This is a genomic window from Sphingomonas sp. Ag1, assembly GCF_000980895.1.
In the GTDB taxonomy this organism is placed as follows: Bacteria; Pseudomonadota; Alphaproteobacteria; order Sphingomonadales; family Sphingomonadaceae; genus Sphingomonas; species Sphingomonas panaciterrae.
On the sequence record NZ_LAZX01000094.1, the window covers coordinates 1 to 14,050 of the forward strand.

Below are 14,050 nucleotides of genomic sequence, written 5' to 3' on the forward strand. Positions count from 1 at the left end.
GATCGGCCGAGCGACCGGCAGCGCGGTCGGTATCCGCGCTCGCGCCACGCGCCGGCCGTTCCGCAGGAGCCTGTTCGGCGCGGAAGGTGCGTGCGCGCTCGTTGCGCGCCGTGCCGGCGCGACTGGCGACAGAGCCGTCGGCGCGGCGGCGTGGTTCCTTCTTCGCAGCGCCGGGCCGCGTCCGCTGCGCTGGTTTCTTGTCGGCGGGCCGCTCCGGCGCGGGGATGGCGTCAGCCGGGGGCAACACCGGCTCGACCGCGCGGCGGCGCGCGGGTTGCGGCAGTTCGCGGCGCGTCGGCTCCGCGCTGAAGCTCTCGACGTCGTGACGGCGAACCTCGCCGATCTGGCCGGGGGCAAGATCACCGAGGACGAACGGGCCGTAGCGGGTGCGGATCAGGCGGCTGACCTGCAGTCCCAGATGCTCCAGCACACGCCGGACCTCGCGATTCTTGCCTTCCTTCAGCACCAGTTCGATCCAGAGGTTCGCGCCGGTGCGGCGTTCGATATTGGCGTCGATCGGGCCGTAACGGACGCCCTCGATCTCGATGCCGTGGATCAGCTCCTCCAGTTGCGGCTGGCTGATCTGACCATAAGCGCGGGCGCGATAGGCGCGCTCGACGCCGGTGGCGGGAAGTTCCAGGAGCCGCTTCAGCCCACCATCGGTGGTCATCAGCAGCAGCCCTTCGGTGTTGAGATCCAGACGGCCGACCGGCATCAGGCGCGGCAGCCCCTTCGGCAAGCGATCGTAGATCGTCGGGCGCCCGGCGGGATCGCGCTCGGTCGTGAGAAGCCCTGCCGGCTTGTGGAACAGGAATAGGCGGGCCGCCTCCGGCGCGGCAACAGGGTTGCCATCCACCGTCACCCCGTCGAGCGAGGCAAGCAGGGTCGCCGGCGTGTCGAGCGTGACACCGTCCAGCGCGACGCGGCCCTCCGCGATCATCCGTTCGATCTCACGACGCGACGCGACGCCGGCGCGCGCCAGCAGCTTGGCGATGCGGGCGGGCTCCGGCGCTCGGGTCGTCGATTTCTGGTCATGGCTCTTGCCGGGTCCGGTCAACGGCCCGTCACGCTTTTCTGTCGGCATGGAGCGCTATTACCGCGGTTCATGTCGCAGCGCGAAAATATTTGCGACCAGCCGTCACCCGGCGCGTTATTCCTGCCATGGGAAAGAGGGACAGGCGCGGATCGGTCGTATGATCTTCAGGAAGCGCAAACGGTCGATCATCCGTCTCCTCCTCGTCGAGGACGAGCCACTTGTCGCCTTCGACACCGAGCATCTGTTGAGCGAGCAGGATTTCGAGATCGTCGCCACCGTGGATCGTGTTTCCGATGCGGTGGCCACACTGCAGGCCGGACACGACATCCATCTCGTGCTGGTCGACGTTCGGTTGGCGGACGGCAGCGGCATTGATGTTGCGCGAGCCGCGGGCGAATGCGGCATTCCCTCGCTGTTCGTCACCGGCGACTGCCCGCCGGAGGCGGAGCTGGTCGGTGTCGGCTGCCTCTACAAACCGTTCGAACAGCGCGATCTTCTCCAATCGATCAAGGCGATCGAGGCGAGCCGGGCGGGCAAGGTCCCGCGGCGGCTGCCGGATGCCCTGCGGCTGTTCTCGGCAGATCGCGGCAACGAAGCGCCGAGGGTCAGCCAGACGCCAGATGCGACGATTCAGCAAAGCAGCGTGCCCGGCCGTGAATGACGCCGGGGCCAGCGCCGGTTTCTTCAGCGAGGTTCAGGAAAGGTGCGGGCGAGGTGGACATTATGTCCAATCCCGGCTTGATGGCGGCATCCCTACCTGCTGAGCATGATGGAGAAGCAAGCTATCGAAAGCGAAGCCCAGTCCGACGGAGACAAATTCCGCTGGATCCTGAAGAGCGGGTGGAAAGGTCTTTGTCCGCGTTGCGGCAAAGGTCACATGTTCCAGTCATGGCTAAAGATCACGGATCGATGCGAGAACTGTGGCCTCGATTACCGCTTTGCTGCGCCTGATGACGGGCCGGCGTTCTTCTCTCTGTGCATCGTGGCCCTGCCGCTGACGGCATTCATCGTGTGGTTGCAGGTCGCCTTCGATCCACCCGGCTGGGTCCATCTGTTCACGTCGGTTCCGATCATGGCGCTGGGCACGGTGCTGCCGCTGCGGCCGATCAAGGGATGGCTGGTCGCCTCTCAATATGTGAATCGCGCGCAGGAAGCGGGGACGCAGAAGCTGTGGGCGCAGCTTCATGGCACGGACGCCAGCAAGAGCGACTTCGACCAGTAGCTGCGGCTCTGGTCCAAGCGGCTGTCCGCGCGCCGGCTGCCCGCGCTAGTTCACGCGGGGATCGTGCCGGCTGTCATCGGGGCTGTCGGTTTCGCTGAAGCGGGCGGGAGCGTCGTGCGGCTCCGCAATGGCGCCTTCATCGACCGCTTCGTTGCGGATCGCGGTTTGCCCCTCGATGTCGGTGCGGGCAAGATCGTCCTGCGCGGCAGGCGGGCTGTCCGGCGCGGCTTCCGGTTCATCTTCGGGCAGGCTGTCGATCAGCGGGTCGTTGCTGCGATTGTCGGTCACGTCAGATACTCGGGTTGGCGGGGGCAGGATCGTTCGCAGGGGCGCCCGGTGCCGGCAGATCGATGTCGGGCGCGGGCGGCGTCACTTCCGGCGGCGGGGCCGCGGGCTGAGCCGGCTGGGTGGGCTGAACGGGTGTTTCGGGCGGGGGCGTGGTGGCCATGTTCTGGGTCCTCTTCACGCTTTCAACGCGCGATCGCGCTGCGTGGTTGCTCGCGCCGCTTGCCGATCGGCTCCACCCGGTATAGAGGCCCGCGACCGGCGGTGCCTAAATGCGGGCGTGGCGGAACTGGTAGACGCGCTGGATTTAGGTTCCAGTATCGCAAGATGTGGGGGTTCGAGTCCCTTCGCCCGCACCAGTTTATCCGCGGCGTGCCCGCGGACAGGCACCATCCACGAAATTTCAGTTGAAGGCACGAAGATGCAGACTGTCGAGACGTTGAACGAGGGCCTGAAGCGCGCCTACACGCTGACCATCGCGGCCAAGGACATCGAGGCGCGCGTTGATGCGGAGCTGGCACGAGTCGCACCGCAGGTCCGCATGCCCGGTTTCCGCCCCGGCAAGGTTCCGGCGAACATCGTGCGCAAGATGCATGGCCCGGCGCTGCTGCAGGACGCGCTCAACACGTCGATCCAGGAAGGCATCCAGACGCTGCTGGCTGAGAAGCAGCTGCGTCCGGCGATCCAGCCCTCCGTCCAGCTGGCCGACGGCTATGAGCCAGGCAAGGACGCCGAGCTGACCGTCGAGTTGGAAGTGCTGCCACAGGTGCCGGCGCCGGCGATCGAGGGGCTGAAGCTCGAGAAGCTGACCGTTCCGGCCGACGACGCCGTGATCGACGAGCAGCTGCAGAAGTTCGCCGACCAGACCAAGAAGTGGGAAGACGCCGAGGAAGGCTATGCCGCGAAGATGGGTGACCTCGTCACCGTCGATTTCGTCGGCAAGACCATGGACGGCGTCGCCTTCGAAGGTGGCACCGGCACCGACATGGCGATCGAGCTCGGCTCGGGCCGCCTGATCCCGGGCTTCGAGGATGCGACCGTCGGCGTGAAGGCCGGCGAGGAGCGCCAGATCAAGGTGACCTTCCCGGAGGATTACCAGGCAAAGGAACTGGCCGGACAGGACGCCACCTTCGACCTGACCGTGAAGTCGGTGAAGGTCGCTGGCGAAGCGACCGTCGACGAGGACCTCGCCAAGAACCTGGGCCTCGAGAGCCTGGAGCAGCTGCGCGGCCTGGTCCGCGGCCAGATCGAGAGCGAGCTGGGCAACCTGACCCGCACCCACATGAAGCGCAAGCTGCTCGACCAGCTCGCCGCCGGCCACGATTTCGAAGTGCCGCCGTCGATGGTCGAGGCCGAGTTCCAGCAGATCTGGGCGCAGCTCGAGCATGAGGCGACCCATGAGCCGGATCCGAAGGCGGCCATGGAAGAGATGGAGAAGGAGCGCGACGATTATCGCAAGATCGCCGAGCGCCGCGTCCGTCTCGGCCTGCTGCTGAGCGAGATCGGCCAGGCCAACGGCGTCGAAGTCACGCAGCAGGAAATGAACCGCCTGATCGCGCAGGCTGCGCAGCAGTATCGCGGCGAGGACCAGCAGCGCTTCATCCAGTACATTCAGCAGGAGCCGATGGCTGCTGCCCAGCTGCGTGCGCCGCTGTACGAGGACAAGGTCGTCGACTTCCTGTTCGACAAGGCTGAGGTGACCGAGCGCGAGACCACGCGCGAGGAACTGGAAGCCGCGATCGAGAGCGAGGACGGTTTCGCGACCGGCACGCATCACCACGATCACGACAACCACAAGCCCAAGCAGAAGAAGGCCGCGGCCAAGAAGAAGGCTGACGAGGCCGCTGCCGAGGGTGACGAGGGCGACGAGGTGAAGCCGGCCAAGAAGGCGGCGCCGAAGAAGAAGGCCGCGGCAGCACCGGCCGAGGACGAGGCGACCGACGAGGCCGCAGCGCCGGCCAAGAAGGCAGCGCCGAAGAAGAAGGCGGCTGCCGCTGATGCCGAGAGCGAAGCGGAAGCACCGGCCAAGCCGAAGAAGGCCGCTGCCAAGAAGGCGCCCAAGACCGAAGGCTGATCTTAATTCGTTTCGGATAGTGAAGGGCGTCTCCCTGATTTTTCAGGGGGACGCTCTTTTTTGTTACAGAACATCGCGATCGGAGATCTGGGCGGCGTGAATGGAGCTATGGTGCGCGAGACGGAGCTGAGGATTGCCGTCCTGCTTCCTTGCTACAATGAGGAAGCAGCGATTGCGCAGACGATCGCTGGCTTTCGCGCTGCGCTGCCGGGCGCGGCGATCTACGTCTATGACAACAACTCGCACGACCGAACCGCGGCGGTCGCGCGGGCGGCGGGCGCGATCGTGCGGACCGAGCGCGTGCAGGGGAAGGGCGCCGTGGTGCGCCGCATGTTCGCCGACGTCGATGCCGACATCTACGTGATGGCGGATGGCGACGCGACCTATGATGCGGCCTCCGCGCCGTTGCTGATCGAGCGGATGCTCGACGAGCAGCTCGACATGGTGGTCGGCAGCCGCATCGGTGAAGCGACCGAGGCGTATCGACGCGGACATCGGTTCGGCAATGCGATGCTGACCGGGATGCTGACTCGCCTGTTCGGGCGCAGCTTCACCGATATCCTTAGCGGATATCGGGTGTTCTCGCGCCGCTTCGTCAAGAGCTTCCCGGTGCTGTCGGTCGGGTTCGAGATCGAGACCGAGATTTCGGTGCACGCGCTGGAGCTGAAGATGCCCGTCGGCGAGGTGGAAACGCCTTATTTTGCGCGCCCGGAAGGCTCGGTGTCGAAGCTGAGCACCTATCGCGATGGCTGGCGCATCCTGGGCACGATCGCGACCCTGTATCGGATCGAGCGCCCCTTGTGGTTCTTCGGCTACGTCGGGGCCGCACTGTTGCTGCTCGCGATCATCCTGGCCGTCCCGCTGGCGGTTACCTATGCACAGACCGGGCTGGTGCCGCGCTTCCCGACGGCGATCCTCGTGACCGGACTGACGATCCTGGCGGCGCTCGCCGGATTTGCCGGGCTGATCCTGGATACGGTGGTCCGTGGCCGCCGCGAGGTACGGCGATTGGCGTATCTTGCGTATCCTGCGCCGGGAACGCTGGTCAGGGCCGACAGACTGATCTAGTCTCACTGCATGGCGATGTCGCTCCTCGGCCGTTCAGCGGCCCTTTTCGTCCTTGGCACGACAGGGGCGACAGGCGTTGCCGCGCAGGACGAGCCACGGCGGACCAGGATCGCGGCGGGGCCCCAGCTTGTCCCCCGATATCCCGGCTACAAGGGCGTGGTGCTGCGGCCGTTCCTGGATATCAGCCGGGCGCGTGGAGACACGCCGTTCATCTTCGAGGCGGCGGACGAGAGCGCCAGCATCTCCGTCTTCGATACTGAAAGGTTTTCCGTCGGCCCGACGCTGAGTTTCGAGGGGTCCCGCCGGACGCGCGACGTGCCGGGCGTGCGTGGCGTGGGCTTTACCGTGGAGCCGGGCCTGTTCGCGCAATATACCATCGCCGAGCCGCTGCGCGCCCGCCTCGAGCTGCGCCAAGGGATTGGTGGGCACAAGGGGCTGATCGGTGTCGCCAGCGTCGATTATGTCGCGCGCGACCGCGACGACTGGCTGTTCGCGATCGGGCCGCGGGTCACCTATTCCAACGGCAAGTACCAGCGTGCCTATTTCGGCGTCCCGGTGGAATCCGTCGCCACGTCCGGGTTGACGGCGTTCCGCCCCGGGGGCGGGATCCAGGCAGTGGGCGGGAACGCCGGTTTCCTCAAGCAGTTGACGCCGCAATGGGGCATCTACGTTTATGGCAAATACGAGCGGCTCGTCGACGATGCGAGCCGGTCGCCAATCGTGCGGCGCTACGGCTCACGCAATCAATGGTCCGGTGGCCTGTCCCTGACCTATACGTTTCGCGGCCGCCAGGACTGAGCGGCAGGTCTTGAAGTCGCCGCTGCCGCGCGCGACATAGGTCATCCTGAAAGAACAAGAGAGAGCCTTCCATGCACAACCCGTTCGAGACCGGCGACTTTGCAGGCGCCCTTGCGCGCGCCGGCGTCGGCATGCAGCAGACGCAGGCAGGTCTCGTGCCGATCGTCATCGAACAGTCGAACCGTGGCGAGCGGTCCTTTGATATCTTCAGCCGCCTGCTGCGCGAGCGCATCGTGTTCGTTACCGGCGGCGTTGAAGATGGCATGGCAAGCCTGATCACGGCGCAGCTGCTGTTCCTTGAGTCGGAGAATCCGAAGAAGGACATCTTCATGTACATCAACTCGCCGGGCGGCGTCGTCACGGCGGGCATGGCGATCCACGACACGATGCAGTACATCCGGCCGCGCGTCGGCACGGTGTGCATCGGTCAGGCCGCGTCGATGGGCAGTTTCCTGCTGTCGGCGGGCGAGCCGGGGATGCGGGTCGCGCTGACCAATGCGCGCATCATGATCCACCAGCCGTCGGGCGGTGCGCAGGGCATGGCCAGCGACATCGAGATCCAGGCGCGCGAAATCCTGCGCATCCGGCACCGGATGAACGAGTTGTACGCCAAGTACACCGGCCAGCCGATCGAGGTGATCGAGCGCGCGATGGACCGTGACAAGTTCATGAGCTCGGATGAGGCCAAGGAATTCGGCCTGATCGACGAGGTGTTCGACAAGCGGCCTGCCCCGGCCGAAGATACGGCTGCCGCCGCCTGATCGGCGTTGGCCCTCTTTCCGGCATTGCCGGATCATGACTGGCCGGGTTACCATGCCCGGCCGGCAAAGGATGTGATTGAATGACCAAGCTCAGCGGCGGTGACTCGAAGAGCACGCTCTATTGCTCCTTCTGCGGCAAGTCGCAGCACGAGGTTCGCAAGCTCATCGCAGGACCGACCGTATTCATCTGCGACGAGTGCGTGGAGCTGTGCAACGACATCATCCGCGAGGAAACTAAGTCGGCGCTTGTGTCCAAGAAGGACGGCGGCGTGCCGACCCCGCAGGAAATCTGCGACGTCCTCGACGATTATGTGATCGGGCAGAAGCAGGCCAAGCGCGTGCTGTCGGTAGCGGTGCACAACCACTACAAGCGGCTGAACCACGGCGCCAAGGGTGCGGATGTCGAACTTGCCAAGTCGAACATCCTGCTCGTCGGCCCCACCGGCTGCGGCAAGACGCTGCTGGCGCAGACGCTGGCGCGCATCCTCGACGTGCCGTTCACCATGGCCGATGCGACGACGCTGACCGAGGCGGGCTATGTCGGTGAGGATGTCGAGAACATCATCCTCAAGCTGCTTCAGGCATCCGACTACAACGTCGAGCGGGCGCAGCGCGGCATCGTCTATATCGACGAGATCGACAAGATCAGCCGCAAGGCCGAGAACCCGTCGATCACGCGCGACGTGTCGGGCGAGGGCGTGCAGCAGGCGCTGCTGAAGCTGATGGAGGGCACCACTGCCTCCGTGCCGCCGCAGGGCGGGCGTAAGCATCCGCAGCAGGAGTTCCTGCAGGTGGACACGACGAACATCCTGTTCATCTGTGGCGGTGCCTTCTCGGGCCTCGAGAAGATCATCGGCGACCGCCTGCAGGGCAAGTCGATCGGCTTTGGCGCCTATGTCGCGGCGCCGGAGGAAAAGCGCACGGGTGAAGTGCTGCGCCAGACCGAGCCGGAGGATCTGCTGAAGTTCGGCCTGATCCCCGAGTTCGTCGGCCGTCTGCCTGTGATCGCGACGCTCGAGGACCTGGACGTGACGGCGCTCGTGAAGATCCTGAGCGAGCCGAAGAACGCGCTGGTCAAGCAGTATCAGAAGCTGTTCGAGATGGAGGAAGTGAAGCTGGGCTTCACCGACGACGCACTCGTCACGGTCGCAAAGAAGGCGATCGAGCGAAAGACCGGCGCGCGCGGCCTGCGATCGATCCTGGAGGGCATCCTGCTCGACACGATGTTCGACCTGCCGGGCATGGAATCGGTGGACGAGGTGATGATCGACAAGGATGTGGTCGACGGCCGCAAGGAACCGATCCGCGTCTATGCCGAAAAGAAGAAGGCCGGCAGCGACGCGGCGTAAGCCTCGTGACGCACCGCTGAATGACGAAGGGCGCCGAGCGATCGGCGCCCTTTTTCGTTGTCGGTGGCTGCGCGTCGATCGGAGTGGTGAAAAGGAGGGGAGGGGATGGCAATGATCTGGACCCCCGCTTTTGCGGTTCTGTTGGAAGATCGAGGGTGACCGGCATGCGCAATGCGGGCCGGGCTGACCGGGCGCGGGTTGCCGCGATGCTGGCGCGCGCGTTCGCGGATGATCCGGCGATGAGCTGGATCTTTCCCGATCCGGCGGAGCGCGCGCGTCGGCTGCCGCGATTGTTCGCGATCCTGTTCGATGCGGATGCGGCGGGGGTGCGGGTCGTCACGGCAGGGGGCGAGGCCGCGACGCTGTGGCGCGGCCCGGGCAAGGCCACGACCGGCGCGGTCGCCATGCTGCGGCAGGCGTGGCCGCTATGGCGTGCGCTGGGGGCGAACATTCCACGCGCCCTGAAGGTTTCGCACGCGGTCGAGGCGCACATGCCGGCGGGTGACTTCTGGTACCTTCACATTGCCGGCTGTGATCCCGCTGCGCAGGGCAAGGGTCTGGGCGCTGCCGTGGTGCGGACGGGGCTGTCCCGCGCGGCCGGGCGCCTGCCCGCCTATCTCGAGACGGCGACCGAGCGGAACCTCGGTTTCTATCGCGCCCTCGGCTTCGATATTGTCGATGACTGGCACGTGCCGGGGGGCGGGCCACGCTTCTGGTCGATGCTTCGCCAGCCAGATTGAGGTGCATGCCCGCGCAGCCGGCGAGCAGGCCCGGTGCGCGACTTGTCAGCGTCACGCCGGCCTGGACAATGCGCCGATGCGACGTCTGGAAGGGTTAACAAGCAAAAGGCCCGCACCACGCCGCTGCCTCTGATGAGGCAGGGCGGGGCGCGGGCCCTTCGTCACGTCAAGCCGATCAGGCGAACAGCTTCGCCCAGGCGCGCTTTGCGCGATCCTTCCAGTGACCGCGGTGATAGGCGTCGGACGCCAGCAGCGGCATCACCGAGCCGGCTTCCGCGAACACCATCTGCTCGATGCCGGTGTTCACCTTGCCCCACGAAGCTGCTTCCTGCAGCGTCGAGGAGGAGCAGGCGCCGTCGCGCACGTCGGCGACGGTGATCTGCACGGCGTACTTGTGCACCTCGACATCCTCGTGGCCGAGGATCTCGGCGCAGACGACGGTGTCCTGGATGAAGTTCTTCGGGACGCCGCCGCCGATCATGAGCAGGCCCGTGGTGCCCGCCTTGATCTTGATCTCGGTCAGCTCACGGAAGTCCGCGACCGCGTCGATCATCATGTACGGCTTGCCTTCCTTGGCGCGGTCGACCTGGTGCTTGACGAGGCCGAAGCCGGCCGACGAGTCGACAAACGCCGGGCAGAAGATCGGCACGTCATGCTCATAGGCGAGCTTGACGAGGCTGTTCTCCTTCTTGCCGTGCTCGACGAGATACTTGCCCATCTCGCGGATGAAGGCGCGCGAGGAATAGGCCTTGGGCTCCAGCTCGTTCGCGATCTTGTTGATCGTGAAGTCGCAGTCCTGCAGCTGCTCCTCGTCGATATACGTGTCGTAGATGCGGTCGATGTAGAGCGAGCGCAGCGTATCATCATCAGGGATTTCAAGCGCCTGATAGTGCTTGTGGCCAAGACCTTCGAAGAAATCCATGTCGACGATGGTGGCGCCGGTGGCGACGATCACGTCGACCATGTTGTTGCGCACCAGATCGGCATAAAGGTCCATGCAGCCGCCTGCGCTGGTCGATCCCGCGATCACCAGGCAGACGGTGCAGTCCTTGTCCGCCAGCATCTCGTTGTAGATCTTCGTCGCGCGGCCCAGATCGCGGCTAGTGAAGCTCATGTCGCTCATCGCGTCGACGATCGGGCGCGCGTCGAACGACTTGATGTCGATATGCTTCACCTGCTTCGACAGCAGTTCCGCCTTGCGGGTGTCGTTGATCGGCGCGTTTGCCGCCGCGGTCTTCGTGAGGGTGTCAGTCATGGGTGCTTCTCGCATGATGGCACACGTCGTTCGGAAGGGGACGCGTTAACCCGTAAGAACGACGGCGCCCCTGCGAGCGCCGCCGTCTATCTCAATGTAATCGGTCGGTTACAGCTTTACGACGTTGGACGCAGCTTCGCGTTCCACCTCGGCGTAGAGCGACACCATCGGCTCGTCCTCGACGATCACCGTCTCGTCCGATCCGAAGCCGTTGAAGGCCGTGCGCATCGCCGAGCCATAGGCGCCGAGCATCCCGATCTCGATGTAATCGCCTGCTTCGACATCCGCCGGCAGCAGGAACGGACCGGCCATGTGATCGAGATCGTCGCAGGTCGGGCCGTAGAAGGAGAAGGGATGATCGCGCACGGTGGACTGCGGCTCGCGCAGCAGCGTCACCGGGAAGCGCCAGTCGATGTGTGCGGCATCGAACAGCGCGCCATAGGCGCCGTCGTTGATGTACAGCTCGCTGCCGCGGCGCTTTTCGACGCGCACGACGACGCTGCTGTACTCGGCGCACAAGGCACGACCCGGCTCCGCCCACAGCTCCGCCGAATAGCTGATCGGCAGGCTCTCAAACGCGCGGTGGATCGTCTCGAAATAGAGCTCGAGCGGCGGCGGCTCCATGCCCGGGTAGGACGACGGGAACCCACCACCAACGTCGATCACGTCGACCGTCACCGCCGCATCGACGATTGCGCCGCGCACCCGCTCCATCGCATCCGAATAAGCCTCCGGCGTCATCGCCTGGCTGCCGACGTGGAAGCAGATGCCGAGCGCGTCGGCCGCCTGGCGCGCGGCGAACAGCAGCGGCTTGGCATCCTGCGGCGCCACGCCGAACTTCGACGCGAGGCTGAGCTTCGAATGCTCGGACGACACGCGTAGCCGGACGCAGAGCGTCAGGTCGGCCGCATTGCGCGTCGCGCGCATGATCTTGTCGAGCTCTTCGAGCGAATCGAGGCTGAACGTGCGGACACCGTGCTTGAAGTACGCCTCGGCAATGGCCTCCTCGGCCTTCACCGGGTGCATGAAGCACAAGGTGGCCTCCGGCACCGTGCGGGCAACCATGCGCACTTCGCCGATCGAGGCGACGTCGAAATGCGTGATGCCGTTCTCCCAGAGGATCTGGATGAGCTCGGGCGACGGATTCGCCTTCACGGCATACATCGAGCGACCCGGGAACTTCTCTACGAAGAACCGGGCGGCGCGTGCCGCGGCGTGCGGACGCACGAGCGTGACCGGCTCGACCGGCTTGCCCTGTGCGATGTCGATGGCGCCCGAAACGGAGTTGCAGGCAACGGTCGAGAGGGGCGCTAGCCCCAGCGCGCGATGATCCTGGTGCAATTCAAGGGACCTCCAATGCCAGGGAGGCGGGCCCCCCGGTCTTCAGTTGACGAAATCACTGCCTTGCGGTGGAAGTCCCATGGGGCAGCGGAGGCGCGAGTTAGGTTTAGAGACCCCATATGTAAAGACCTTTTCCGGGGTAGTGTTTCCCGGCAAAGGGTGGCCCGTGACCATTTTGCGACAGCCCACCCGTGCAGGCGTCCGCGACGCTGCGGCGAAGATCGCTGCGATCCTGCCCTCGACCCCCTTATTCGTGAGCGAGATCAAGGGGATCCCGGTCGCGTTCAAGGCAGAATCGCTGCAGCCGATCGGTGCGTTCAAGATCCGCGGCGCGTGGCACAGGCTGACCGCGATGGACCATGCGGCGCGGGCGCGCGGCGTGGTGGCATTTTCGAGCGGCAACCATGCGCAGGGAATCGCCTGGGCGGCGCGGCGCCTGGGTATGCCGGCTAGCGTCGTCATGCCGTCTGACGCGCCACGCGCGAAGGTCGAGGGCACGCTGGCGCTGGGTGCCGAGGTTGTCCGCTATGACCGCCACACCGAGTCGCGTGAGCAGATAGCCGCATCGCTGGCCGAGGCGCGCGGCGCCACGCTCGTCCCCAGCTTCGATGATCCGTGGATCATCGAGGGGCAGGGCAGCGCCGGGATCGAGGCCGCGGCCCAGATGGAGGCGGCCGGGCTGGGCGCACCCACGCGCGTCCTGGTGCCATGCGGTGGCGGTGGCCTGGCCGCCGGCCTGGCGCTGGCGCTTCCCGAGGCGGCCATTACCGTGGCGGAGCCCGAGGGGTGGGACGACATGCGCCGCAGCCTGGAGGCGAGCTGGATACTGCCAGTCGAGGATTCGCCGCCGGCGACGGCGTGCGATGCGTTGATGACCAAACAGGTGGCGTCGCTGACCTTTGACGTGTTGGCGCGTCGCGATGCGCAGGGCGTGGCGGTGAGCGAGGAAGAGGTTGCGGCCGCACAGCGCTGGGCAGCGGAGAAGCTGCGGCTGGTGGTGGAGCCGGGCGGCGCGGTTGCCCTGGCTGCCCTGCTTGCCGGGAAGGTCGCGGCCGAGCCGGGCACATTGGTGATCCTGTCAGGGGGTAATGTGGATACGGCCGCTTATGCGCGGGTGCTCGCCGGCGGCTAACGCGCGACACGCTGTAGGCGGCGCCTGATCAATATGCAGACACGGCCAGCGCGCGCGCCGGCAATTACATCACAGTCAGAAGGACATCATGGACGCCATTGCCAATGCAGCCCCCGCGATCGCGATGCTCGCGGCTTTCGCCTGTGTTCTGGGCGGAGGCTGGATGATTCGGTCCCGCCGCGATCCGAAGCGCGGCTGGCTGCTGATCATCATGGCGCTGGTGCTGTTCGGCAACGTCGCGATCTGGACGCTATGACGCGTCATTGCGCGATGGGTGCAGCGAGCGGCGCCGTGCCGCTCGCTGCCACACCGATTACTTGATCGGGCAGTTGGGATCGAGCCGCATGTCGAGATAGCCATCGACCGACTTCATCAGGTCGTCCATCTCATGCTCGAAGAAATGGTTGGCGCCCGGGATCACATCGTGATGGATGGTGATGTGCTTCTGGGTGCGCAGCTTGTCGACCAGCTTCTGCGTGGCCGGCGGGGTCGCCACTTCATCCTCGGCGCCCTGGATGATGATGCCCGACGAGGGGCACGGGGCGAGGAAGGTGAAGTCGTAGAGATTGGCCGGCGGGGCGATCGAGATGAAGCCGCGGATTTCCGGACGGCGCATCAGCAGCTGCATGCCGATCCAGGCACCGAAGCTGAAGCCCGCGATCCAGGTCGTCTGCGCCTCGGGGTGGAAGCTCTGCACCCAATCCAGCGCGCTGGCAGCGTCGGAAAGCTCGCCGACGCCATTGTCGAACGTGCCCTGGCTCTTGCCGACGCCGCGGAAGTTGAAGCGCAGGGTAGCGAAACCGCGACGCTGAAAGGTCTTGTAGAGCGCCTGAACGATGTGGTTGTTCATCGTGCCGCCGGCGGTAGGGTGCGGATGCAGAATCATCGCCACCGGTGCGCGCGGCTTCGGGGCGGGTGCAAAACGTCCCTCGAGGCGGCCCTCGGGGCCAGGAAAGATCACTTCAGGCATCGTTACTCTTGTCTGTGGA

General features: G+C 65.7%; 16 protein-coding genes and 1 tRNA gene. 11 read left to right on the forward strand and 6 right to left on the reverse strand.

The window, feature by feature from the left end; genetic code table 11:
- Nucleotides 1–940, reverse strand: a 940-nt coding sequence (locus XM50_RS12855) for a pseudouridine synthase (RefSeq protein WP_331386574.1), incomplete at its 3' end; no start/stop codon positions are given.
- A 100-nt stretch (nt 941–1,040) separates the two neighbouring features.
- On the opposite strand from XM50_RS12855, the gene XM50_RS12860 reads away from it, so the two are divergent.
- Entirely contained in the window at nt 1,041–1,697 is a 657-nt protein-coding gene (locus XM50_RS12860) for a response regulator (RefSeq protein ID WP_331386568.1), read from the forward strand.
- A 108-nt stretch (nt 1,698–1,805) separates the two neighbouring features.
- Nucleotides 1,806–2,258, forward strand: a complete 453-nt coding sequence (locus tag XM50_RS12865) for a DUF983 domain-containing protein (RefSeq protein WP_046411633.1) — start codon at nt 1,806–1,808, stop codon at nt 2,256–2,258.
- A gap of 45 nt (nt 2,259–2,303) precedes the next feature.
- Here the strand turns inward: XM50_RS12865 and XM50_RS12870 are convergent, their stop codons facing one another.
- Both XM50_RS12870 and XM50_RS20550 read right to left on the reverse strand, forming a co-directional pair.
- On the reverse strand, nt 2,304–2,546 hold the full coding sequence (locus XM50_RS12870; RefSeq protein WP_046410067.1) for a hypothetical protein: 243 nt from the start codon (nt 2,544–2,546) through the stop codon (nt 2,304–2,306).
- Nucleotide 2,547: 1 nt separating this feature from the next.
- Complete coding sequence (locus tag XM50_RS20550; RefSeq protein ID WP_164518833.1) at nt 2,548–2,706, reverse strand: hypothetical protein; 159 nt, start codon at nt 2,704–2,706, stop codon at nt 2,548–2,550.
- Between the two features lie 111 nt (nt 2,707–2,817).
- Between XM50_RS20550 and XM50_RS12875 the strand changes: the two genes are divergently transcribed.
- From XM50_RS12875 to XM50_RS12905, 7 genes are all read left to right on the forward strand, one after another.
- A tRNA-Leu gene (locus tag XM50_RS12875) sits at nt 2,818–2,902 on the forward strand.
- A gap of 62 nt (nt 2,903–2,964) precedes the next feature.
- Nucleotides 2,965–4,617 (forward strand): trigger factor, encoded by a 1,653-nt coding sequence (tig, locus tag XM50_RS12880; protein ID WP_046410068.1) that lies wholly within the window; start codon nt 2,965–2,967, stop codon nt 4,615–4,617.
- Between the two features lie 111 nt (nt 4,618–4,728).
- Complete coding sequence (locus tag XM50_RS12885; protein WP_432431013.1) at nt 4,729–5,685, forward strand: glycosyltransferase family 2 protein; 957 nt, start codon at nt 4,729–4,731, stop codon at nt 5,683–5,685.
- Between the two features lie 9 nt (nt 5,686–5,694).
- The gene (locus tag XM50_RS12890) at nt 5,695–6,483 is read left to right on the forward strand and encodes a MipA/OmpV family protein (protein WP_046410071.1); all 789 of its coding nucleotides are present in this window, start codon (nt 5,695–5,697) and stop codon (nt 6,481–6,483) included.
- 71 nt (nt 6,484–6,554) lie between these two features.
- A complete protein-coding gene (gene clpP, locus XM50_RS12895; RefSeq protein WP_046410072.1) occupies nt 6,555–7,244 on the forward strand; it encodes an ATP-dependent Clp endopeptidase proteolytic subunit ClpP in 690 nt (229 codons plus the stop codon).
- Nucleotides 7,245–7,324: 80 nt separating this feature from the next.
- Nucleotides 7,325–8,593, forward strand: a complete 1,269-nt coding sequence (gene clpX, locus XM50_RS12900; protein ID WP_046410073.1) for an ATP-dependent Clp protease ATP-binding subunit ClpX — start codon at nt 7,325–7,327, stop codon at nt 8,591–8,593.
- 164 nt (nt 8,594–8,757) lie between these two features.
- A complete protein-coding gene (locus XM50_RS12905) occupies nt 8,758–9,333 on the forward strand; it encodes a GNAT family N-acetyltransferase (protein ID WP_046410074.1) in 576 nt (191 codons plus the stop codon).
- A 175-nt stretch (nt 9,334–9,508) separates the two neighbouring features.
- Here the strand turns inward: XM50_RS12905 and XM50_RS12910 are convergent, their stop codons facing one another.
- Nucleotides 9,509–10,588: a 1,9-bis(guanidino)-5-aza-nonane synthase gene (locus XM50_RS12910; RefSeq protein ID WP_046410075.1), complete on the reverse strand. Its 1,080-nt coding sequence runs from the start codon at nt 10,586–10,588 to the stop codon at nt 9,509–9,511.
- 108 nt (nt 10,589–10,696) lie between these two features.
- Nucleotides 10,697–11,929, reverse strand: a complete 1,233-nt coding sequence (locus XM50_RS12915) for a type III PLP-dependent enzyme (protein ID WP_046410076.1) — start codon at nt 11,927–11,929, stop codon at nt 10,697–10,699.
- A 166-nt stretch (nt 11,930–12,095) separates the two neighbouring features.
- On the opposite strand from XM50_RS12915, the gene XM50_RS12920 reads away from it, so the two are divergent.
- Together XM50_RS12920 and XM50_RS20140 are read left to right on the forward strand one after the other, a co-directional pair.
- Nucleotides 12,096–13,061 carry a threonine ammonia-lyase gene (locus XM50_RS12920; protein ID WP_046410077.1) on the forward strand — a complete coding sequence of 322 codons (966 nt, stop codon included), beginning with the start codon at nt 12,096–12,098 and terminating at the stop codon, nt 13,059–13,061.
- 88 nt (nt 13,062–13,149) lie between these two features.
- The gene (locus tag XM50_RS20140) at nt 13,150–13,317 is read left to right on the forward strand and encodes a hypothetical protein (protein WP_046410078.1); all 168 of its coding nucleotides are present in this window, start codon (nt 13,150–13,152) and stop codon (nt 13,315–13,317) included.
- 57 nt (nt 13,318–13,374) lie between these two features.
- Here XM50_RS20140 and XM50_RS12930 read toward each other — a convergent pair whose 3' ends face one another.
- Nucleotides 13,375–14,031: an alpha/beta hydrolase gene (locus XM50_RS12930; RefSeq protein ID WP_046410080.1), complete on the reverse strand. Its 657-nt coding sequence runs from the start codon at nt 14,029–14,031 to the stop codon at nt 13,375–13,377.
- Nucleotides 14,032–14,050 lie beyond the last annotated feature (19 nt).

Coding starts and splice junctions, on each gene's coding strand:
- XM50_RS12930 (WP_046410080.1), bottom strand. CDS start 14,031: ATGCCTGAAGTGATCTTTCCTGGCCCCGAGGGCCGCCTCGAGGGACGT.
- XM50_RS20140 (WP_046410078.1), top strand. CDS start 13,150: ATGGACGCCATTGCCAATGCAGCCCCCGCGATCGCGATGCTCGCGGCT.
- tig (WP_046410068.1), top strand. CDS start 2,965: ATGCAGACTGTCGAGACGTTGAACGAGGGCCTGAAGCGCGCCTACACG.
- XM50_RS12910 (WP_046410075.1), bottom strand. CDS start 10,588: ATGACTGACACCCTCACGAAGACCGCGGCGGCAAACGCGCCGATCAAC.
- XM50_RS12905 (WP_046410074.1), top strand. CDS start 8,758: ATGCGCAATGCGGGCCGGGCTGACCGGGCGCGGGTTGCCGCGATGCTG.
- XM50_RS12890 (WP_046410071.1), top strand. CDS start 5,695: ATGGCGATGTCGCTCCTCGGCCGTTCAGCGGCCCTTTTCGTCCTTGGC.
- XM50_RS12865 (WP_046411633.1), top strand. CDS start 1,806: ATGGAGAAGCAAGCTATCGAAAGCGAAGCCCAGTCCGACGGAGACAAA.
- clpP (WP_046410072.1), top strand. CDS start 6,555: ATGCACAACCCGTTCGAGACCGGCGACTTTGCAGGCGCCCTTGCGCGC.
- clpX (WP_046410073.1), top strand. CDS start 7,325: ATGACCAAGCTCAGCGGCGGTGACTCGAAGAGCACGCTCTATTGCTCC.
- XM50_RS20550 (WP_164518833.1), bottom strand. CDS start 2,706: ATGGCCACCACGCCCCCGCCCGAAACACCCGTTCAGCCCACCCAGCCG.